The 21150-nt window shown below is 67.5% G+C and carries 22 protein-coding genes and 1 tRNA gene; 12 read left to right on the top strand and 11 right to left on the bottom strand.

The annotated features are described in order from the left end of the window. Positions 1–44: 44 nt before the first annotated feature. Positions 45–521, top strand: coding sequence for a hypothetical protein (locus E3O62_RS07550; protein WP_134395036.1), 477 nt, complete (start codon positions 45–47; stop codon positions 519–521). A gap of 69 nt (positions 522–590) precedes the next feature. On the opposite strand, the gene E3O62_RS07545 is transcribed toward E3O62_RS07550, so the two are convergent. Next, positions 591–1271, bottom strand: a complete 681-nt coding sequence (locus E3O62_RS07545) for a response regulator transcription factor (RefSeq protein WP_104100146.1) — start codon at positions 1269–1271, stop codon at positions 591–593. After that, a complete protein-coding gene (locus tag E3O62_RS07540) occupies positions 1268–2422 on the bottom strand; it encodes a cell wall metabolism sensor histidine kinase WalK (RefSeq protein WP_134395037.1) in 1155 nt (384 codons plus the stop codon). The genes E3O62_RS07545 and E3O62_RS07540 overlap by 4 nt, the downstream gene beginning before the upstream one ends. A gap of 180 nt (positions 2423–2602) precedes the next feature. Between E3O62_RS07540 and phoU the strand changes: the two genes are divergently transcribed. Next, complete coding sequence (phoU, locus tag E3O62_RS07535; RefSeq protein ID WP_134395038.1) at positions 2603–3259, top strand: phosphate signaling complex protein PhoU; 657 nt, start codon at positions 2603–2605, stop codon at positions 3257–3259. A gap of 86 nt (positions 3260–3345) precedes the next feature. Here phoU and E3O62_RS07530 read toward each other — a convergent pair whose 3' ends face one another. The 4 genes from E3O62_RS07530 to E3O62_RS07515 form a co-directional block, all read right to left on the bottom strand. Further along, a complete protein-coding gene (locus E3O62_RS07530) occupies positions 3346–4098 on the bottom strand; it encodes a phosphoglyceromutase (protein WP_134398037.1) in 753 nt (250 codons plus the stop codon). A gap of 81 nt (positions 4099–4179) precedes the next feature. Next, positions 4180–5367, bottom strand: a complete 1188-nt coding sequence (locus tag E3O62_RS07525; RefSeq protein WP_134395039.1) for a folate-binding protein YgfZ — start codon at positions 5365–5367, stop codon at positions 4180–4182. Between the two features lie 65 nt (positions 5368–5432). After that, on the bottom strand, positions 5433–6047 hold the full coding sequence (locus E3O62_RS07520) for an FABP family protein (RefSeq protein WP_134395040.1): 615 nt from the start codon (positions 6045–6047) through the stop codon (positions 5433–5435). A 206-nt stretch (positions 6048–6253) separates the two neighbouring features. Further along, entirely contained in the window at positions 6254–6517 is a 264-nt protein-coding gene (locus tag E3O62_RS07515; protein ID WP_134398036.1) for a hypothetical protein, read from the bottom strand. Positions 6518–6591: 74 nt separating this feature from the next. On the opposite strand from E3O62_RS07515, the gene E3O62_RS07510 reads away from it, so the two are divergent. The 8 genes from E3O62_RS07510 (at position 6592) to pstB (ending at position 15614) form a co-directional block, all read left to right on the top strand. Next, positions 6592–7284 (top strand): response regulator transcription factor, encoded by a 693-nt coding sequence (locus E3O62_RS07510; RefSeq protein ID WP_134395042.1) that lies wholly within the window; start codon positions 6592–6594, stop codon positions 7282–7284. After that, on the top strand, positions 7259–8179 hold the full coding sequence (mshD, locus tag E3O62_RS07505) for a mycothiol synthase (RefSeq protein WP_241973367.1): 921 nt from the start codon (positions 7259–7261) through the stop codon (positions 8177–8179). The genes E3O62_RS07510 and mshD overlap by 26 nt, the downstream gene beginning before the upstream one ends. Before the next feature lie 56 nt (positions 8180–8235). Further along, complete coding sequence (locus E3O62_RS07500) at positions 8236–10410, top strand: RNA degradosome polyphosphate kinase (protein ID WP_134398034.1); 2175 nt, start codon at positions 8236–8238, stop codon at positions 10408–10410. Beyond that, on the top strand, positions 10407–11345 hold the full coding sequence (locus tag E3O62_RS07495) for an NUDIX domain-containing protein (protein WP_134398033.1): 939 nt from the start codon (positions 10407–10409) through the stop codon (positions 11343–11345). The genes E3O62_RS07500 and E3O62_RS07495 overlap by 4 nt, the downstream gene beginning before the upstream one ends. Before the next feature lie 176 nt (positions 11346–11521). Continuing rightward, entirely contained in the window at positions 11522–12610 is a 1089-nt protein-coding gene (gene pstS, locus E3O62_RS07490; RefSeq protein WP_370448894.1) for a phosphate ABC transporter substrate-binding protein PstS, read from the top strand. 144 nt (positions 12611–12754) lie between these two features. Further along, entirely contained in the window at positions 12755–13699 is a 945-nt protein-coding gene (gene pstC / locus E3O62_RS07485; RefSeq protein WP_134395047.1) for a phosphate ABC transporter permease subunit PstC, read from the top strand. Beyond that, entirely contained in the window at positions 13699–14793 is a 1095-nt protein-coding gene (gene pstA, locus E3O62_RS07480) for a phosphate ABC transporter permease PstA (RefSeq protein ID WP_134395048.1), read from the top strand. Before pstC ends, pstA begins: the two co-directional genes overlap by 1 nt. Before the next feature lie 41 nt (positions 14794–14834). Beyond that, complete coding sequence (pstB, locus tag E3O62_RS07475) at positions 14835–15614, top strand: phosphate ABC transporter ATP-binding protein PstB (protein ID WP_134395049.1); 780 nt, start codon at positions 14835–14837, stop codon at positions 15612–15614. A gap of 116 nt (positions 15615–15730) precedes the next feature. Here the strand turns inward: pstB and E3O62_RS07470 are convergent, their stop codons facing one another. The 4 genes from E3O62_RS07470 to E3O62_RS07455 all read right to left on the bottom strand — a co-directional run bounded on the left by E3O62_RS07470 (position 15731) and on the right by E3O62_RS07455 (position 19038). Next, positions 15731–16633: an aminodeoxychorismate lyase gene (locus E3O62_RS07470; protein WP_241973366.1), complete on the bottom strand. Its 903-nt coding sequence runs from the start codon at positions 16631–16633 to the stop codon at positions 15731–15733. An 81-nt stretch (positions 16634–16714) separates the two neighbouring features. After that, positions 16715–17554: an anti-sigma factor domain-containing protein gene (locus tag E3O62_RS07465; protein WP_134398031.1), complete on the bottom strand. Its 840-nt coding sequence runs from the start codon at positions 17552–17554 to the stop codon at positions 16715–16717. Continuing rightward, entirely contained in the window at positions 17551–18135 is a 585-nt protein-coding gene (sigK, locus tag E3O62_RS07460) for an ECF RNA polymerase sigma factor SigK (protein WP_134395051.1), read from the bottom strand. Before sigK ends, E3O62_RS07465 begins: the two co-directional genes overlap by 4 nt. A gap of 273 nt (positions 18136–18408) precedes the next feature. Then, complete coding sequence (locus tag E3O62_RS07455) at positions 18409–19038, bottom strand: DNA-directed RNA polymerase subunit beta (protein WP_134395052.1); 630 nt, start codon at positions 19036–19038, stop codon at positions 18409–18411. Positions 19039–19157: 119 nt separating this feature from the next. Between E3O62_RS07455 and E3O62_RS07450 the strand changes: the two genes are divergently transcribed. Both E3O62_RS07450 and E3O62_RS07445 read left to right on the top strand, forming a co-directional pair. Then, a tRNA-Lys gene (locus E3O62_RS07450) sits at positions 19158–19230 on the top strand. A gap of 177 nt (positions 19231–19407) precedes the next feature. Continuing rightward, positions 19408–19845 (top strand): hypothetical protein, encoded by a 438-nt coding sequence (locus E3O62_RS07445; protein ID WP_134395053.1) that lies wholly within the window; start codon positions 19408–19410, stop codon positions 19843–19845. Between the two features lie 47 nt (positions 19846–19892). On the opposite strand, the gene E3O62_RS16785 is transcribed toward E3O62_RS07445, so the two are convergent. Beyond that, positions 19893–21125 (bottom strand): GAF domain-containing protein, encoded by a 1233-nt coding sequence (locus E3O62_RS16785; RefSeq protein WP_198413768.1) that lies wholly within the window; start codon positions 21123–21125, stop codon positions 19893–19895. Positions 21126–21150 lie beyond the last annotated feature (25 nt).

The following is a 21150-nucleotide window of genomic DNA, read 5'->3' as shown; positions in this document are numbered from 1 at the left end:
CAGCGTTTGGCCGTCAGGCGGAACGGTGATCTGTTGGAGGCGTTGTGAAAGCTCGTATCATCGTGTCCGTCGTTGTGGCGGCCGGCATCCTTCTGGGGACCAGCGGCTGCAATCTGCTGGCACCGCAGTCGACGACCGCGAAATACGACGCAAGCGACGGAGTCAGCGGCAATGTCGGCGACCTCGCCATCCGCAACGCCATGCTCCTGTCGGACGACGGCAACATCGCCAACCTCGTGGTCACCGTCGTCAACTCGGGCGATTCGGCACACAGCCTGAACGTGCAGTACGACGATGGCACCGAGAAGTTCACCCAGGAGGTGAACGTGGACGCGAACTCCAGCGTCACGTTCGGCACACCGGATTCCCCGACCGTCACCGTCACGGCCGACGTCGCGCCCGGGTCGCTTTTCCCCGTCTTTTTCCAGTACGGCAACGAGACCGGCGTCGAGGTTCTCGTCCCGGTACTCGACGGCTCGCTCGAGGAGTACTCGACCCTGCTGCCGACCTCCGCCCCGTAGGGCGAGGCCGACCGGCCGCTCCGGATCGCGGGACGCATTTCCGCGCGGGCGTGCTTCTCGCGCCCGGCCTCAGGCGTCGAAGCGGTAGCCCAGGCCGCGCACGGTGACCAGCATGGTCGGATCCGAGGGGGCGGCTTCGATCCGCGACCGGATCCGCTTGATGTGCACGTCCAGGGTCTTGGTATCCCCGAAGTAGTCGCTGCCCCAGACCCGGTCGATCAGCTGACCTCGGGTGAGCACCCGGCCGGCGTTGCGGAGCAGGAACTCCAGCAGCTCGAATTCCTTCAGCGGCAGGTTCACGATCTCGCCGGACACTGTCACGGTGTGCCGCTCGGTGTCCATCCGCACGGTGCCCGCCGACAGCAGGCTCAGGTCCTCCCCGACCTCGTCGGTGCGGCGCCGGGAAACGGCACGGATGCGGGCGAGCAGTTCCCGGGTCGAATACGGCTTGGTGACGTAGTCGTCGGCGCCGAGCTCGAGCCCGACCACGATGTCCACCTCGGAGTCCTTGGCGGTCAGCATGATGATCGGCACAGACGACCGCGTGCGAATCTCCCGGCACACCTCCGTGCCCGGGATGCCGGGGAGCATGAGGTCGAGCAGAATCAGGTCTGCGCCGGTGCGGTCGAACTCGCTGATGGCGCTCGGACCATCCTCGGCGACGGTGACCTCGTACCCCTCCCGCTCGAGCAGGAAGCTCAGCGGCTCACTGAGCGCGCTCTCGTCTTCGACCAGAAGGATGTGGGTCATGGGGTGTCTCCTATCGCCGCCGAAGCGGGGTGCGGCGCCTCCGGGAGGCGGATGGTGAAGGTCGAACCGCTGCCCGGCTGCGACCAGACGCGGATGTCGCCGCCGTGGATCTGAACGATGTGCTTGACAATCGCGAGGCCGAGGCCCGTACCGCCGGTGTGCCGCGACCGGGCCTGGTCGACCCGGAAGAAGCGTTCGAAGATCCGATCAAGATCGGCTTCCTCAATACCCACGCCCTGGTCGGTGACGCTGATCTCGACGACTCCGGCGTTCTTGCGCACCCCGACCCCGACGCGGGAACCCTCTGCTGAGTAGTTCACGGCGTTGGCCACGAGATTGTGCACGGCCATCACGAGGAGCCGCTCGTCGCCGCTCACCTCGGCCCCCGATTTCTTGCCGAGGGCGATCGTGATCCGGTCCGCCTCCGCGGGGACCCGGCTCTGGTCCACCGCCGTGGCCACGATGACGTCGACGTTGACGATCTCGGGCTCGGTTAGGGAATCCTGCGCCTGCAGGCGGGACAATTCGATGATCTCCTGGGTCAGGCGGCTGAGGCGACCGGACTCAGTGGTGAGGCGGTTCGCGAAGCGGCGCACCTGCGCCGGCTCGTCCGCCGCCTGGGTGAGCGCCTCGGCCAGCAGCCCCACGGCGGCGATGGGGGTCTTCAACTCATGGCTGATGTTGGCGACGAAGTCCCGGCGCACCTCGTCGAGCCGGAAAGCCTCGGTGCGGTCCTCCGCCAGCACCAGGACGTACCGTGTTCCCAGCCGGGCCAACCGCACCCGCACCCGCATGCTGGCATCACCGAAGGGCCCGCGGGAGAGGACGAGGTTTTCCGAGATCGGCTCGCCGGAACGGCGCACCTGGCTGATCAGGTCCAGGAGCTCGGAGTGCACCATCTGCCGATTCCAGACCAGTCCCATCGACACCGCGGCCTGGGATGCCTTGATCACGTTGTTGGACGGGTCGACGACGGCACCGGCCGTCTCCAGCGCGTCGAGCACCTGGTCGATTCCGTCGGGGACGGCCGGGTTCACGACCTCGGCGGCGCGCCGACCGTGGCGCTCGGCCACGTGCAGCAGCGTCATGAAACCGGCCCCGACAGTCAGGCCGAGGGCCAGCGCCAGAAGCACAAGCCCTGTCGATTCCATTCATCCAGAATACTGACGTTTATTCCGGGTGGGTGACAGGGCCGTCCCGGCGCGCAAGCTACTTTAGGTAGAGTTCAAGACCACGGCACCTGCCGTTAACCTCCCTCCCCCATGATTCGGTGGGGCCAGGTGGGTCTCACGTGTCTGCGTGTTACGCGCGCCCAGGAAGGACCACACACCATGCGTGAAGTATTCCAGCAGGAACTCGCCGAAGTGCAGGATCGCCTTGTCGAGATCTCCCGACTCGTGGCGATCTCCATCGACAAGGCGACGCGCGCCTTCAACGAGTCCGACGTCGGTCTGGCGGAGGAAGCGATTTCCGAAGACGAGAAGATCGACGAGCTGACCATCGAACTCGACGAGCTGGCCATCACGATCCTGGCCCGCCAGCAGCCGGTCGCACGCGACCTGCGCATCGTCGTCAGCGCCCTGCGCATCAGTGCGTCGCTCGAACGGATGGGCGATCTGTCCACGCACATCGCCCAGCTGGCCCGTTATCGGTTCCCCGACAAGGTCGTGCCGAAAAGCCTGCGCGCCACCTTCGCCGAGATGGGCACGCTCGTCACGGCGATCGCGCACATGCTCACCGCGCTTCTGACCAATGAGGACATGAAGCTGGCCGAAACCATCCGCAACGAAGACGACAAGGTCGACGCGCTGCACCTCAGCGTGTTCGACGCCGTGCTCGGGGCGACCTGGAAGGGCCAGGCGGCCGATACGGTCGACTCCACCCTAGCCAGCCGCTACCATGAGCGCTTCGCCGACCACGCGGTCTCGATCGCGAAGAAGGTGCAGTACCTCGGCACCGGCGCCTGGCAGCAGAACACGAGCGCCTAGAGTCCAGGCGTTCCGGCCTCATGAGGAACGAGAAAGCCCCGGAAGCAGTCGCTTCCGGGGCTTTCTCGTTCCTGGTGGGTTGGACGCTACTTCTTGTTTCCCTGGGCCGCAACGGCGGCGGCACCGGCGGCGGCAGCCTCGGGGTCCAGGTAACGGCCGGGGCCCAGCGGCATCATGTCCGCGCCGAGGCGGTAGACCAGCGGGATGCCGGTGGGGATGTTCAGCTCGGCGATGTCCGCGTCGCTGATGCCATCGAGGTGCTTGACCAGCGCACGCAGCGAGTTGCCGTGGGCGGTGACGAGAACCGTCTTGCCCGCACGCAGGTCGGGGGTGATGTCGGATTCCCAGTAGGGCAGCATCCGGTCGACGACGTCGCTGAGGCACTCGGTGCGGGGCAGGTCGTCGCCGAGCGCCGCGTAACGCGGGTCGTGCGACTGAGACCAGCGGGAATCGTCGGCCAGCACGGGCGGCGGAACGTCGAAGGAGCGGCGCCACAGCTGGAACTGCTCTGGCCCGAACTTGGCGAGGGTCTCCGCCTTGTCGAGGCCCTGCAGGGCGCCGTAGTGGCGCTCGTTGAGCCGCCAGGAGCGCTTGACGTCGATCCACAGCCGGTCTGCCTCTTCCAGAGCGATGTTCGCGGTCTGGATGGCGCGGGTAAGTAATGAGGTGTGCAGGATGTCGGGCAGCAGGCCCGACTCGGCGAGAAGCTCGCCGGCGCGCTTGGCTTCGCCCGCGCCCTGCTCGCTCAGCCTGACATCCACCCAGCCGGTGAAAAGGTTTTCCTGATTCCATAGGCTTTGGCCGTGACGGAGAAGGATGAGATTGTATGCATCTGACATGCGTCCAACTCTACCGACGTGGCGAGCGCGCCGGGGCTGGGTCGGCGGCCCGGGTCAGTGGCCGGCGTCAGTGGCCGGGCGTCAGTGGCCGGGCGTGCGGATGCCGAGCCGGGGCAGGCGCGGGATATCGGCCACCGAGCCCGCCGACTGAGGCACGATCACCTCCTGTGCGGCCGCGACGAGGATGTCCTGGGAGGCCACGTACAGGGTGACCGTGGCGGGAACGGTGCGCTTCACCGTGGCGAGCGCGATCGGGCCCAGCTCGTAATGGATGGCGCTGGAGGTGATCCGGCCGATCCCGCGGTGCTCGGTGGTTCCATCTGCCAGCTGCTTCACGGCTTGCACCTCGTCCCCGTGCACGGGGAGCACCGCGTCGGAGCCGTCCAGGTGCAGCAGCACCAGGCGGCGGGGCGGATGCCCGAGGTTGTGCACCTTGGCCACGGTCTCCTGGCCGCGGTAGCAGCCCTTGTTCAGATGCACGGCGCTGCGCAACCAGTCGAGTTCGTGCGGCAGGCTCTTCTCGTCGACCTCCGTGGCCCGCCGCGGGCGCCACGCCGCGATCCGGAGGGCCTCGACGGCGAGGAGGCCGGCCGCGGCGACCCCTCCGTCCCGCACGGCGTCGCGCAGAGCCGGCAGGGACGCGCGGGGGACGAGGGTCTCGGCCCAGTGCCACGCGGCGGCCGGGTGCACCGGTCCAGGCGCGTACTGGTATCCGCCCGCGGAGACCTGGGTCCAGGGGTCGTGCCACACCAGAGGCACTCCGTTCGGCGCGGCCGGTGTGAGCGGCAACACCGACGGGTCACCCATCGACCCGATCACGGCGTAGGCGAGAGTGTGGTCGACGACCTGCACCCGCAGTGTGAAGCGCATCGTGTCGAGCCAGGCGTGCAGCCCGGGCAGTTGGGCGGCCTCGACCAGCAGCCAGGTCTCCACCCCGTCGTCGATGACGGCCATGGCGTATTCGACGTGGCCGTTCGGGTCGAGCAGGAGCGTCTCGGTGGACTCCCCCGGCGCCAGGCGGCGCAGCTCCTGGCTGGAGATGGAGTTCAGCCAGGTCAACCGGTCCGGGCCGGCGACGCTCAGCACGCCGTGGTGGGACAGGTCGACGACGGCTCCGCCGGCGAGGAGCCGGCGCTGCTCCGTGAGGGGTCCGCCGTAGTGCGCGGCCACGCCGGCGTCGATGCCCTCGGCCTGCACCGCGCCGTCGAGTTCGAGCAGCGGGGATCTGAGCGGCGAGGACGGGAGAGGGGACACAGGTGCATCGGTCATGGGAACTCTTTCCAACGGACGGTTCGGCGCCGGGGCGCCCGGATGTGAGGCGCAGGGATGCCCGTTTACTCGACGCGCTTGAGGCGGCCGGACGCGTGGGTGCGCAGGCTCTGACCTAAGGCGGCCATGTCCCAGGCCCAGAGCAGATGACCGTCGACCAGACCATAGAGCCTCGTCGCCGCCGAGTAGGGTTTGGCACCCTGGGTGCGCATCACGGCATCCGTCGCTAAATCGATACGCGGACCCTTGACCTGGCCGAGGTAGATTTCCGCGACTCCGCCGGGGTGCACGATGGTCACGTCGATATCGAAGCCGTTGTCGGCGTTGCGGAGGGTTTCGACCGCCGCTGCGGTGACGAACGGATGCTCACCCACGGCCGGCAGCAGACCCGGACCGGGATCGCCGAGCCCTTGGGCACGGCTCAGCCGCCAGTACCCGGTTTCCGTCATCAGCGGCGTCGACTCACCGCCGTCGGAGTCGGGCGTGGGCTCGAGCCAGGTGTAGGAGCTGTAATTCAGGTGCGGCAGGCCGTCGTGGCTGAAGCTCAGCCGGTGACCGAACTCCCGGCTGACGGACTCCTCGCCGATCTGGTAGTCGATGACTCCCGAACCTTCCCACACCCCGAGGAGCCACGACAGCGGCACGAGTTCGGAGGGGAGCTGAGGGGGCAGCTCAAACATCGAGGGCTACCGCTGCCCCCGGTACAGCTTGAACAGAACCAAGCCGGACACCCAGGCGATCGACAGGCTCGCCAGCGCGAGCAGCCCCAGGAAGAAGATTTCGATAGCGAGGATAGACATGTCCCTTACTCTAGCCCGCTCGCGCGCGATAACCCCTCGGCACGCCTCAGCAGAACCACATGAGCACGGGCTGACGCAGATCAGAGTCAGAGGGCCCCGGCGAGAGCGAAGATTCCGGTGGCGGCGGCGAGCACGGCCACGGCCCCGACGAGGCTGGTCGTCACCCGGTCCACGTAGCCTTCTTTGCGTCCGGTCGCGAGCTGTACGCTCAGGGTTCCGATCGTGCAGCCGGCGAAGGAGAGGCTGATCCAGATCAGATGCTGGCCGGGCAGAGACAGCCATCCGGTCAGCACGGCGCACGCGAGCGCGAACAACCACACCACGACGACGCTCTTCCACTGCCAGCTCACCCTCTCATTCTGCCCTGCCCGGGACCCTTTCCGCGGCACGCTAGGATTGAGCGCACAATCCTTGGAGGGTGAGTGTGGCCCAGTTGTTGATCCTGACCTCGGCGGTCAACAGTGACGTTCTTCCCGCCCTCGCCCTGCTGTCACACGGTGCGCGCACCATCCCCGCCCAGCCGGACCAGCTCGTGACGGCGCCCGACGCCGACCTCATGCTCGTCGATGCCCGTTCCAATCTGATGGCGGCCAAGTCGCTCTGCCAGATTCTGCGTACCACGGGAAACTCCGTTCCGCTGCTGCTCGTGATCACGGAGGGCGGCCTGGCCGCGGTGAGCCCGGACTGGGGCGTCGACGACGTCATCCTCGAGACGGCCGGGCCGGCCGAGGTGGATGCGCGCATCCGTCTCGCCGTCGGGCGCGTGCCCCGCGCGGAGGAATCCGCCACCATCCGCGCCGCCGGGGTCATCATCGACGAGGCCAGCTATTCCGCCAAGGTGCACGGCCGGCCGCTGGACCTCACCTACAAGGAATTCGAGCTCCTGCGCTTTCTGACCGCGCATCCGTCGCGGGTCTTCACCCGGGAACAGCTCCTCAGCGAGGTCTGGGGCTACGACTACTTCGGCGGCACCCGCACGGTGGACGTGCACGTGCGGCGGCTGCGGGCCAAGCTCGGCGACCAGGAATCCCTGATCGGCACCGTGCGCAACGTGGGCTACCGCTTGAATGTGCAGGAGCAGGACGGTACCCGTGGCATTCATCCGGTTTTCGCCTGATCTGACGGATGCCGCCGTCGCGGCCGAGTTCCACCGCGTCAGCGCCGCCGCCACCCAGGGCGACGGCTACGCGCCGTTCAACGAACAGTCCCTTTTCGACGTGGCCGCGGGGCACCGCGCCCCGTTCCTGGTCGTGGAGAAGGACGGGAACGTCGTCGTGGGTGCGGGCATCCTCGGCGCCGGCGAACTCGACCTCGTCGTCGACCCGGCCCGACGCCGGCACGGGCACGGCGCGGCCGCCCTGGCCGAAATCCTGGCCGCCGCGCCCGGGGAGCTGACGATCTGGTCGCACGGAGACCACCCCGCTGCCCGGGCGCTCGCCGACCGGTTCGCTTTCACGGCCGAGCGCACCCTGCTGCAGCTGCGGCTGGACCTGACGGCGGAGTCAGCCGGCAGCGCGCCGGCCGAGCCCGGGGTCCCTGACCGCACCGGCATCCGTGCCGCCATCCGGATCGACGCGTTCCGGCCCGGACCGGACGACGCGGAGTGGGTGGCGCTGAACGCGCTGGTGTTCGCCGCGCACCCGGAGCAGGGGTCTCTGACCGCGAGCGATCTGGCCGCCCGCTGTGCCGAACCGTGGTTCTCGGCCGGTGATTTCCTGGTGGCCCGCGACACCGGCACCGGCACCGGTCGGATGATCGGCTACAACTGGTTGAAGGTCGAGTCAGGCTCCCCGGTGGGTGAGATCTACGTCGTCGGCGTGCACCCGGATGCCGCCGGCCGCGGCGTCGGCCGCCGCCTCATGCTGGCCGGGCTCGATCGCCTCCGCGAGCGCGGGTGCCGTACCGCGGACCTGTATGTGGAGGGCGACAGCGCCGCCGCGGTGGCCCTGTATCGTTCGCTCGGGTTTACCGAGCGAACGATCGATGTGCAGTACCGCCGGAGCCCGCGTTGACCAGTGTTCATCCAAGATCGTCGCATTCGCGCGGTCTGCAGTGTCAAGATGGTTGAATGGACGGCGATAACATCCAGACCGACTCGGGCCTGGGCAGCGACTTTGACGATGATTTCGATCCCCTGATCGGCGTGAACGATCCGGCGCTCCCCACCGAGCGCTACCTCGACCGGGAACTGAGCTGGCTGGCCTTCAACCAGCGGGTGCTCGAGCTCGCGGAGGACCCCGATCTCCCGGCTCTGGAACGGGCGAACTTCCTGGCCATTTTCGCCAGCAACCTCGACGAATTCTTCATGGTGCGGGTCGCCGGCCTGAAGCGCCGCATCCTCACCGGGCTGGCCGTGCCGACCAACATCGGGCGCGCCCCGCAGGACGCCCTCTCCGACATTTCCACCACGGCCCACGTTCTGCAGGCGCGGCACGCGCACGCCTTCCAGGACCTCGTCAGCCCGGCCCTCGCCGAAGCCGGGATCGACATCGTCAACTGGGACACCCTGGACGACGCCGACCGCCGTTCCCTGCGCGACTACTTCTCGAACCAGATCTTCCCGGTGCTGATGCCCCTCGCGGTCGACCCGGTGCATCCATTCCCCTACATCTCCGGTCTCTCGCTGAACCTCGCGGTCCGGGTGCGCAACTCCAAAACCGGCAAGCAGGAGTTCGCCCGGCTCAAGGTGCCCACCATGCTCCCCCGCTTCGTGCGCGTGGACCGCCGCGAGAAGGCAGACAGCGTGCGCTTCATCACGCTCGAGGACCTGATCGCGAACCATCTCGGGGACCTGTTCCCGGGCATGGACATCCTCGAGCACCACGTCTTCCGGGTCACCCGCAACGAAGACGTCGAGATCGAAGAGGACGAGACCGAGAATCTGATCAAGGCCCTCGAGAAGGAGCTGCTGCGCCGCCGGTTCGGCCCGCCCATCCGTCTCGAGATCACCGAAGACATGGACGAGGTCACCCTCGGCCTGCTCGTGCGCGAGCTGGACGTCACCGACCAGGAGGTGTATCGCCTGCCGGCCCCGCTCGACCTGGGCGGCCTGTTCGACCTGCGGATCGACCGCCCGGACCTTCGCTACGTGAAGCACGTGCCGACGACGGCCGTTCAGCTGCTCGCCCCGGAACCGAACGCGGAACCGGACATCTTCAGCGCCATCTCGCGCCGGGACATCCTGCTGCATCACCCGTACGAATCGTTCGCGACCAGCGTGCAGGCGTTCCTCGAGCAGGCCGCGGCCGACCCGGACGTGCTCGCCATCAAGCAGACCCTGTACCGTACCTCGGGTGACAGCCCCATCGTCGAGGCGCTGATCGCAGCCGCCGAGTCGGGTAAGCAGGTACTCGCCCTGGTGGAGATCAAGGCCCGCTTCGACGAACAGGCCAACATCACCTGGGCCCGCAAGCTTGAGAAGGCCGGCGTGCACGTGGTCTACGGCCTCGTGGGCCTGAAGACGCACTGCAAACTCGCGCTCGTGGTGCGGAACGAAGACGGCGTTTTGCGCCACTACAGCCACATCGGCACCGGCAACTACAACCCCAAAACCAGCCGCCTCTACGAAGACCTCGGGCTCCTGACCGCGGACCCGCAGGTGGGCAAGGACCTCACCCGCCTGTTCAACGAACTCTCCGGCTACGCGATCGAGAAGAAGTTCAAGCGCCTGCTGGTGGCGCCGCTGCACCTGCGCCGCGCCCTGCTCAAGAGCATCGCGACGGAAACCGCGGCCGCCCAGGCCGGCAAGCCGTCGGGCATCCGGATCAAGGTGAACTCCATGGTCGACGAGGCCATCATCGACGCCCTGTACCGGGCCAGCCAGGCGCGCGTGCCGATCGAGATCTGGGTGCGCGGCATCTGCAGCCTGAAGCCCGGGGTCCCCGGGATGAGCGAGACCATCAAGGTGCGCTCGATTCTCGGGCGATACCTGGAGCACTCCCGGATCTTCTCGTTCCACACCAACGGTGACCCGCAGGTCTACATCGGCAGCGCCGACATGATGCACCGCAACCTCGACCGCCGGGTCGAGGCGCTGGTGCGCCTCGTCGACCCTGACCACCTGACCGAAATCGACGCCCTCTTCACCCGGGCCATGGACGACCGCACCTCATCGTGGTGGCTGGACAGCTCGGGCGAATGGACGCGCCACCACCTGGACGGCTCCGGCCATCCGCTCGACGACATGCAGAACAGGCTCATGCAACAAATCTCCCTCCGCAAGCGCCCGACGGGGCGCAGATGAGCGACCCTGCCATCTACGCTGCGGGCGCCGTCTGCTGGCGCCTGATCGACAGCAAGATCCACGTTCTCCTGATCCATCGCACCGTGTACGGCGACGTGACCATTCCCAAAGGGAAGGTCGACCCAGGCGAGACCCTGCCGCAGACGGCCGTGCGCGAGATCGGAGAGGAGACCGGCCTCGCCGTGGCCCTCGGCGTGCCACTGGGCATATCCGCCTACTCGCTGCTCAACGGCCGCGAGAAGATCGTGCACTACTGGGCCGCGGAAATCACGCCCGAGGCCATCCAGCACTCGACCTTCGTGCCCAACGGCGAGGTCGCGGCGATCGAGTGGGTCACCATCAAGAAGGCCCGCACCTACCTCAGTTACACGCCCGACGTGGAGATCATCGACGCGTTCGCCAAGCTCGTCGACACCGGTGTCACCCGCACCTTCGCCCTGATCGCGCTCCGCCACGGCAAGGCCGTGCAGCCCGGCAGCTGGGACGGCCCCGACTGCAGCCGGCCGCTGACCGAGCGCGGCGTCAAGCAGGCCGCCGCCATCGTGCCCACGATCACCGCCTGGCAGCCCCTGCGGATCGTGTCGAGCACGGCGACCCGCTGCGTGACCACCGTGGCCCCGCTCGCGGCGGCCACCGGCATCCAGATCAAGCGCACCGAACGCTACAGCCAGGACGCGTTCGAGCAGGGCCTGGCGGATGTCCGTTCCGGCATCGGCAAGCGGGTGCGGTCGCGGAAGACTGCCGTGATCTGCAGCCACGGGCCGGTTCTCCCCGAGATCCTGCACGAGATCGCCCTGGCCACCGGCACCACCCACGGTGCGTACATCTCCAACGCGGCGGCCCTCGACACCGGGTCGTTCTCGGTGGTGCACCTCTCCGCCGACAATCCAAGCGCGGGAATCGTCGCGATCGAAACACACTCGCCGGCCCTCTGACCACGGTATTCGGTGCATGCCCCGCTGCTTCTTTCGGCCCGCCCCGCCGCGTTCACCTTCCGTTAACCTTTTCGCAGGGGTGTCGTTAACCAGGCGGAATATGGTCACGGTGAGGCCAGCACCGGCCTCGAACCAGCAGTCACTTGTTATGAAGTCAACCCTCGAAAGGGATATCTGTGAATTTCATGCGTTTTGGCCGACCCGCGGTCATCGCCGTCGTCGCCGCACTGGCACTGTCTTCCTGCGCCGCGAACGAAGGCGCCGCACCGGAGTCCGACTCCGCCAGCACCCTCACCGGCACGATCAACGCCGGCGGCGCGTCCTCCCAGGGCTCAGCCCAGGAAGCCTGGATCTCAGCGTTCCAGACCTCGAACCCGGACGTCACCATCAACTACGACCCGTCCGGTTCCGGCGCAGGTCGCGAGGCGTTCATCGCCGGTGGTTCCGACTTCGCAGGCTCCGACTCCTACCTGAGCGACGACGAGCTCGCCGGAACCTTCGGTTCCTGCGCAGCGGACACCACCGCGGTCGACCTTCCCGTCTACATCTCGCCCATCGCCGTGATCTTCAACGTCGATGGGGTCGACGACCTCAACGTCGACGCCGACACGCTGGCCAAGATCTTCTCCGGCGCCATCACCACTTGGAACGACCCGGCCCTGGTCGCACTGAACGAGGGCGTCTCGCTCCCGTCGACCGCGATCACCGCCGTGCACCGCTCGGACGACTCGGGCACCACGAAGAACTTCGCGGACTACCTCGGCCAGAATGCCCCGGACGTGTGGACCGAGAAGGCTTCCGATACCTTCCCGTTCCAGACCGGTGAGGGTGCGCAGGGCACCTCGGGTGTCGTCGACGCCGTCACCAACGGCGTGGGCACGATCGGCTACGCCGACGCGTCGCGCGCCGGAGACCTCGGGGTCGCCAAGCTTAAGGTCGGTGACGAGTTCGTCGCGTACAGCGCCGAAGCCGCCGCCGCCGTCGTCGACGGTTCGCCTCTCGTCGAGGGCCGCGAAGCCAACGACCTCGCGTTCGACCTCAACCGCATGACCGACAACCCGGCCGAGTACCCGCTGGTCCTGGTCAGCTACGCGATCGTTTGCACCGAGTACGCCGACCCCGCCCAGGCTGAGCTCGTCAAGGCCTACGTCGGCTACATGGCCAGCGCCGAGGGCCAGGCCGAAGCGGAAGCATCCGCCGGCGCGGCACCGATGACGACCGAACTTCAGGACAAGGTCGCAGCGGTTCTCGAGACCATCAAGTAGCACCTGCTTCACCGTTCCTCAGCTGCCCGATCCGGGACTCGCATGGCTTGCGAGCTCCGGGTCGGGCAGACTGGGGTTCGTGGCCTGTGACCCGAACCTCTCTTTCTCAGCTTTCGCCCCAACCCTCCCAGGGAGATACCCGGCATGACGACCGCAGTAGAGCGACCCTCGCTCAAGGCCAAGGAACGCCCCGGCGACCGCATCTTCTCCACGAGCACGATTGTGGCCGGCAGCCTCATCCTGGCGATTCTCGCTGCCGTCGCGGCCTTCCTGGTCGTGCAGAGCCTGCCGGCCTTTCTCGCCGACCCGGAGGAGTTCAAGGGTGACACCAGCAACTTCTGGTCGTATGTCTGGCCGCTCGCGTTCGGCACACTCTGGTCGGCGTTCCTCGCGCTGATCATGGCCGTGCCCGTCGCCATCGGCATCGCGCTCTTCATCTCGCACTATGCCCCCCGCAAGCTCGCGCAGGGCCTGGGCTACCTGATCGACCTTCTCGCCGCCGTGCCCTCCGTCGTCTTCGGGCTGTGGGGCATCGGCGTGCTCGCTCCGCTCGTGCAGCCGTTCTACACGAACCTGGTCGAGTGGTTCGGCTGGATCCCCCTCTTTGCCGGCCCGGTTTCCGGCACCGGGCGCACGACGCTCACGGTCGCCATCGTGCTGGCCGTCATGGTCTTGCCGATCATCACGGCGCTGTCCCGGGAGATCTTCCTGCAGACCCCCGTGCTGTACGAGGAGGCCTCACTGGCCCTCGGCGCAACTCGCTGGGAAATGATCACCATGGCCGTGCTGCCCTTCGGCCGCGCCGGGATCATCTCCGCCTCGATGCTCGGCCTCGGCCGGGCCCTGGGTGAAACCATGGCCGTCGCCATGGTGCTCTCACCGAGCCGGGACGTCATCTTCCAGCTTCTGACCTCGCAGAACCCCACCACAATCGCCGCGAACATCGCCCTCAACTTTCCGGAGGCGCACGGGGTCGGCGTCAACATTCTGCTCGCGACGGGCCTCATTCTCTTCGTCATCACGCTCGTGGTGAACATGATCGCCCGCGTCATCATCAACCGCCGCAAGGCATTCTCCGGAGCGAACTGATGAGCCTGACGACCACGAACACGGCCGCGCCCCTGACGAACTCCCTCACCGCGGGCAAGCTTCCTCGGCACACCTCTCTGGCAGTGCTCCTGGCCAGCTGGCTGGTCACAGGCGCGTTTTTCTTCGTGGTGATGCTCTCCGGCGCCGCCGAGGGATTCAACGTCGTCGGAACGCTCTTCTTCGGCACCGCCGTCTACTGCGTCGCCATCTACCTGCTCTCGTACTTTGTCGAGGGCGTGCGCAAGGCCAAGGACCGCCTGGTCACCGCCCTCGTGACCGTGGCCTTCGTGGTCGCCCTGCTGCCGCTCTTCTCGCTCGTCATAACCACCCTGGTCAACGGACTGCCGGCGTTCCTCACCCCGAGCTTTTTCACGCAATCCCAGCGCAACGTCGTGGGCGAGGGCGGCGGAGCCTTGCACGCCGTCATCGGCACGCTGCTGATCACCGGTGTGGCCACGCTCATTTCGGTGCCGATCGGCCTCCTCGCAGCGATCTACCTCACCGAGTACGGCCGAGGCCGGCTCGCGCGGGCGATCACGTTCTTCGTCGACGTCATGACCGGCATCCCGTCGATCGTCGCGGGACTCTTCGCGTTCGCCCTGTTCTCTCTCCTGTTCAACGACCCCGGCATCCGCTTCGGATTCGGCGGCGCCATCGCCCTCACAGTGTTGATGATCCCCGTCGTCGTTCGTTCGAGCGAGGAAATGCTGAAGCTTGTTCCCAACGAGCTGCGCGAGGCGGCATACGCGCTCGGTGTGCCGAAATGGCTGACCATCGTCAAGGTCGTGCTGCCGACATCCCTCGCCGGGATCGTGACCGGGATCATGATCTCGATCTCCCGCGTGATCGGTGAGACGGCGCCGCTGCTGATCATCTCCGGGTTCACGGCCAGCATGAACTACGACCTGTTCAACGAGCGCATGATGACCCTGCCCGTGTTCGTCTACACCCAGTACGCCAACCAGGGCGCAGACACTCAGTCCTACCTCGACCGTGCCTGGGCCGGCGCTCTGACGCTCATCTTGATCGTGATGCTATTGAACCTGGGCGCGCGCGTCATCGCCAAAATCTTCTCCCCCAAGCTCGGCCGCTAGGCTCCACCTCCCGGCCTCGGCCGTCTGATCCAAAGGAATGCATGTCCAAGCGCATTGAAGTCAACGACCTCAACGTCTACTACAGCAAGTTTCTCGCTGTCGAAGACGTGTCGTTGGTGATCGAGCCTCGTACCGTGACGGCCCTGATCGGCCCCAGCGGATGCGGCAAGTCCACGTTCCTGCGCACGCTGAACCGCATGCACGAGGTCATCCCCGGGGCCTACGTCACGGGCGATGTACTCATCGACGGCAACAACCTCTATGGCCCGGGCGTCGACCCGGTGCTCGTGCGCCGCCAGGTGGGCATGGTGTTCCAGCGCCCGAACCCATTCCCGACCATGTCGATCGGCGACAACGTGCTGGCCGGCGTGAAACTCAACAACCGCCGGATGGCCAAGTCCGACGCCGACGATCTGATCGAGAAGTCGCTGCAGGGCGCGAACCTCTGGAAAGAGGTCAAGGACCGCCTCGACAAGCCCGGCTCGAGCCTCTCCGGAGGGCAGCAACAGCGCCTCTGCATCGCACGCGCGATCGCGGTGCAGCCCGACGTCATCCTGATGGACGAGCCGTGCTCGGCCCTCGACCCGATCTCGACGCTGGCGATCGAGGACCTGATCGAGGAGATGAAGGCCGACTACACGATTGTGATCGTCACTCACAATATGCAGCAGGCATCCCGGGTCTCCGACCGCACCGGATTCTTCAACATCGCCGGCACCGGCAAGCCCGGCAAGCTGATCGAGTACGACGACACGACCACGATCTTCTCCAACCCGAGCGAGCAGGCCACCGAGGACTACGTCTCCGGCCGCTTCGGCTAGGCCCGGTTCCGTGCCTGGCGCGCGAACAGCACTGCGCCCTGGCTCCGTGCCCCGAACGAATTCGACGGAGATTGGTTAGCACGCGGGCTGCCGGGCGACGGGCTGCGGCTGGTGCGTCAGACGGTGCGGGCCAGCAGGGCGGCGTTGAGGGTGCGGGTGCGCTCGGAGTCAACGGGCATCGGTCTGCCATCGAGTTCGGTCACGTGCACGGCCAGGCGCAGGCTGGAGAGCAGCCACACGGAATCCGCCGACCGTAGCTCGTCGACGCTCACGTCGCGGTATTCCGTGCGCTCCCCTGCGGCCCGAAGATGCTCGAACGCGCTCTGTTGGGTGGTGCCGTGCAGGATTGCTCCGCTCGGCAGGGGAGAGACGTAGACGTCGCCCCTGCAGAGCATCACGGTCGAGGTGGGCCCCTCGAGCACGAAGCCGTCGTGGGTGAGGAAGATCGCGTCGTCGGCGCCGCGGCGGCGGGCCTCCCTGAGGGCGGCCATATTGACCGCATAGCTGAGCGTCTTCGCGCCCATCAGGAGCCAGGGCGCCTGCTCTGCGACGCCGTGCGGGTAGCCGCGGTCCAGGGTGACCGCCCGGATGCCGTCCTCGCGGATGACGGCGAAGTCGGGCGCAGGTGTCGCGTGAAGCCAGGCCGTGGGTGCCGGGCCGGAGTCGACACCGCGGCTGTAGACGAGTTTGAGCACGACTTCACCCTCGTGCGGGACGCGGTCGACCACGTGCGCGATCGCGGCCCGCCACTGGGCCGTGTTCGGCTCGGGCAGCTCACAGGTCGCGGCCGAGGTGCCCAGCCGGGCAAGGTGTGGGCCGACCGCCTGCGGGTGGCCGCCGACCACGCCAAGGGTCTCGAAGACGCCGTCGCCCCGCTGGGCGCTCAACTCCCCCACCCGCAACGCCGGGGAGTCCGAGTCCACCTCGTGGAACGTGTCGTCGAATTCCGTCTGCGGCGCGTCGGCGGGAACCGGGTCGAGGAGCAGGGTGAAGGGCAGCGTCATTCGCCGAACAGTCATTTGACGAGCATAGAGGATCGGGTCAGGAACAGGTCAGGAACAGGTCAGGATCGGGGTCGGGATCGACTCAGCTCGAGCAACTCAGGAGCTCTGGATGGCGAGGATCGGGTCGCTGGTGGGCTGCTCGGAGCCGCCCTTCGGCTCGACCGTGACGCCGATCGTGTCGCCGGCGGTGAGGCTGCCGTCGAGCACGCGCCAGACGGTGCCGGTGCCGGACGAGTCGAAGATTCCGGCGGGAACCGCGCCTGAGCCGCCGATGTACCAGAGCTGGTAGTCCCGGTCGGACGGCAAGTCAGGCAGGTCGTCGACCAGGAGCGCTGAGAGTCCGCTCTCTTCGGACCAGACCAGGGTGGCTTCCTGACCGTCGGCGGTGGTCGCCGACGCGCGCTGGATGTCAGCGGCCGCCGTGATTTGCACGAGACCGGCCGCCTGGTCCTGTTCGAATTGGTCGGACTCCAGGGATTGGCCGACGAAGGTGCCGCCCGCGAAGAGGGCGACGGCCGCGGCGGCCGCCGCGAGAACGCCGACGGGTCGCTGGAACCAGCGCAGGCGGGCGCGCTCGGTGGCGCTGCCCGCTGCAGTGGCGCCCTGGATCGGCGCGGGTACGCGCGGTGCGGGGGTGGCCGGTGCCGTCTGACCGGCCGGCCGGGGCGCGAGCTGCGGCGTGGCGGCGAGTTTAGCCATCAGGGAGGCCCTGAGTCCGGCCGAGGGTTGCACGGGGGCGGCGGCAAGGCCCAGCGCCACCGCGGTGTCACTCAGCTCGGCCGCCTCGATGCGGGCCGGCTCGGATGCCTTGAGGTGCTCCTCGTAGACGGCGGCCTCTTCCGCGCCCAGGGCGTGGAGGGCGTAGGCGCCGGCGAGCTCGCCCGGGTTCTGCGCGGTGGCGTTGCGGGGGTCGTCATTCCGGTTGTTGTCACTCATGACGCCACTCCCAACTCGTCGCGCAGGCGGATCATGCCGTCGCGCAGCCTCGTTTTCACAGTTCCGAGTGGGATCTGCAACCGCTCGGCGACTTCACTCTGGCTGAGGCCGCCGTAGTAGGCGAGGCTGATCGCCTGGCGTTGCAGTTCCGTCAATCTGGACATCGCCTTTTCCACCCTTTCGTGCTCGATTCGTACTCCGACCGTTTCGGACACCTCGTCGTAGGCAACCGCAAGATCACGGATGCCGATTTTGATATCCCGGTCGCGGCTGGCCTGCGACGACCGAATCCGGTCGATCGCCCGGCGGTGCGCCATGGTCAGGATCCAGGTCGACGCACCGCCGCGCTGGGCCTCGTACCTCGTCGCCGTCTGCCAGATCTCCAGGAAGATCTCCTGCGTCACTTCCTCCGACTGCGAGGGGTCAACCAGCAGACGTCGAACGAGACCAAGAACACGCGCGGCCATCCGGTCATACAGCTCTCCAAATGCTCCTTCGTCTCCCTGCGCCACCCGGCCCATCAATTCCTCATGGGAGACAGGAACAGTCCCCTCCCGGTTGACGTTGAATTCAGCACTCATGAGAACAAGCATCTCAGGTCTTGTCCACGTCCATGGTTCGACGCGGAGCCCGAATCGGATTGGTGTGTCACAACAGGCGGAGGGAGAGTGAAGGCCGGACCGCAGAACGCCTCTCGGCGCGAGGCCGCTCACAGCGGCGAATATTGGAGCCCGGGGTTACTGCGGCCCGACCAGAGACCAGTGTAAACGACTCGGATGCGGATCGCGCACCCGGCGGGACGGCTCGCGGCCGATCAGTCCACACGGGTCAGGTGGACCGATCAGTCGGACGGGTCAGTCCAGCGAGTCACTGCGCCAGAGCCGGGCGCAGGAGCCGAACTCCTGGGCGGTGGTGGAGAACCGGAGGGCGCGGGTGGTTAGTTCGGTGGACCGGAGCGGTTCGGTCGTCTCCAGGTCGTCCGCGACGCTGGTGCAGCCGACGGAGACGACGCGGCAGAACGCCGCTGCGCGGTCGAGTGCCACGGCGAAATCCCCGGTGAAGATCCCCCGCAAGATCTGGTCGGCCAGGACGATGATCTCCGCCGTGCCCGTGGGCACTGCCGCCCCGGCGACGACCGGGTCGATCGCCACGGTGACCTCGGTTCCGCGCTGGTAGAGGAACGCCGTGCCCTCGGGATCCTGGCGGATGAGCAACCGCACCAGGTAGATCCGCCAGAGTGCCCCGGGCAGACTGCGCGGCGTTGCCCGCGACCAGAGTTCGGCCACCGCGTCGACGCCGTTCTCGTCGGTGTAGGTCACGAGCCGCTCGACGATGTCGGGGTCAGGGTCGCTGCGCACGCGGGCCAGAAGCGCGTGCGCGGTTTCATGCGCCACCCGGCTGATCATTGCCGGGTCTTCGCCCCCCTGGAAGGACTCGAATTTGCTGCCGGAGAACTGGGTCGGCTTGTGGAAATTCTCGGCCATGGCATCCTCCTGGGCTCGGTTTCGTGTTCGCTGCGGGCACATCCGTCTCGTCTGCAGAAAACCCTCTCCCACGGTACCGAGAAAAACGGATCCGGAATCCCCTGTACATTATTAACCGCGGGCCTCTAGCTCAGTTGGTAGAGCAAAGGACTTTTAATCCTTGGGTCGTCGGTTCGAGCCCGACGGGGCCCACTCTCAGGATCAGCGTCGGTGCAAACCCGGGTCTCGGCGTGTCGCCCGGGCCCGGCGTCGACTCCGGACTCCCGGCGAGCACCCAGCGATGATTCGGGCGGCGTTCGGGTAGCTCCTCCATACTTCTCTGACATGGTGCCGGCATGCCCGATGCCGACGACCTGAGAAGGAGGCCCCGTGGGCAGAGTGAATGAAGAAGTTGAAATCGAGACCGGGATCATCACCCGATACCGGCGTCACCCCAACGGACGCGGACTGGTGTCCCCCAGCGCGCGCGTGCATCCCGAGGCGTTCGTGTCCCGAACCGCCTACGTGGAGAGCGGTGCGCGGGTTGGGGCGGAGGCGTGGATCGGCCCCGGCAGTTGGATCGACCTGGGCGCGGTCATCGGTTCTCACGTGTTCATCGGCCAGAATGTGCACGTCGGCGCGGACGTCGTCGTCGGCAGCGCCGCGCGGCTGGGCAGCTATGTGCGGATCGGTCGCGGGGCACGGCTCAGCCCCGGAGCGGTCGTCGAACGCGATCTGCGGGTCCCGGACAAAGCCGTAATCGGCGCGGCCCCGCGCACGCGCCTGTCGCCCGGATCGGCACCCGCCGGTGTCGCCCACGCCGCCTAGGGGCGCGTTTACGAGCGTGTTTACGGGCGCGTGTACGGGCGCGTCCGCTACTCGGCGGTGAAGGGGCTTGTGAGTTCTCGCTGCACCATCAGCGCCAACTCCCGCAACAGCACGAGGTCGACGGTTCCTGCCGCCCTCGGCTCCGAGTCGAACACGCAGAGGGCCCCGATGAGCTCCCCCGACGGCGACTCGATCGGGAATCCGGCGTAGAACCTGATCTGCGGCTCACCCACCACGAGTGGATTGCCTCGGAAGCGCTCGTCGAGGAGGGCATCCGGGATCACCATCGCCGCGGTGCCCTGGATGGTGGCCGCGCAGAACGAATTGGACCGCGGTGACTCGGCATCGGCCACGCAGATGCGGGCCTTATGCCACTGGCGATCGCCATCGATCACCGTGAGCGCCGCGGACTGGGTGCCGAACAGGGTGCGCGCCAGTGCCGCGATGCGGTCGAAGCGCTCCTCCGGTGGGGTGTCGACGATCCCGAGCTGGTCGACCGCGAGCTGGCGCCGCGCCTCCTTCGCCCTCGCCTGGTCGTCGGAGGGCACCGGTTCGGCGTCAGGGGTCGGGACCCGGTCGGCGCCGAGGAGCGGCGCCATCCGGGAGGCGAGAACGTCGGCCCAGTGCGCATACGTCTCCGTGGACCGGTACCGGCCCGGCGGCGGCGTCGGCGCCGCACTGGACGGCACGAACAGGACCTCGTCGCCGCAATCGGCAACGAGCCGTACCGTCACCCGGTTCAGGAGGCGGCCGTGGTGCTCTGCCAGATTTCCCAGCCTGGAATCGAACACAGGGATCGACCGGATGGGCTGGATTCCCGCCACGATGATGCGGGTGCTGCGGGACGATGACGCCGTGAGGAACCGGAGCAGATTCGCCAGATCGCGCCGCCAGGCCCGGAGGGAAACCAGGTTCACGGCCTCGTTCACGCCCAGGACCAGCACGATCGCGTCGAACCGGGTGAGCCGCACCCCGGTCAGCTCGAGGAGGGCCGTGGCGACGGTCATGCGGGGATTGACGATGAGGTCGACGTCGACCCCGAGGCCGGTCTGCGCGGACAGGGCGCGGGCGAGCGAGCCGGGTAGTGCCAGGTTGTGGCTCATGACCCCGCGGCCGACCGCCAGCCCCGAGCCGAGGATGAGGATCCGGTCGGGATCAATGCCCGCGGAGTGCGCTTGCGGAGCATCCGTGGGCATGGGGACAGTGCCGAAGCCGCGCTCGGACGCGGCGGCCCAGGTGCGCATGGCGGGAGCCAGCGCCCATCGTATGAGTTCCCGCACAGATGCCCCTTTGTTGCTAAGACAC

It is taken from the genome of Cryobacterium sp. TMT2-15-1, from assembly GCF_004402345.1.
Lineage (GTDB): Bacteria > Actinomycetota > Actinomycetes > Actinomycetales > Microbacteriaceae > Cryobacterium > Cryobacterium sandaracinum.
Note: the sequence above shows the minus strand (reverse complement) of the source record. Positions and strands in the feature narration are given on the sequence as shown.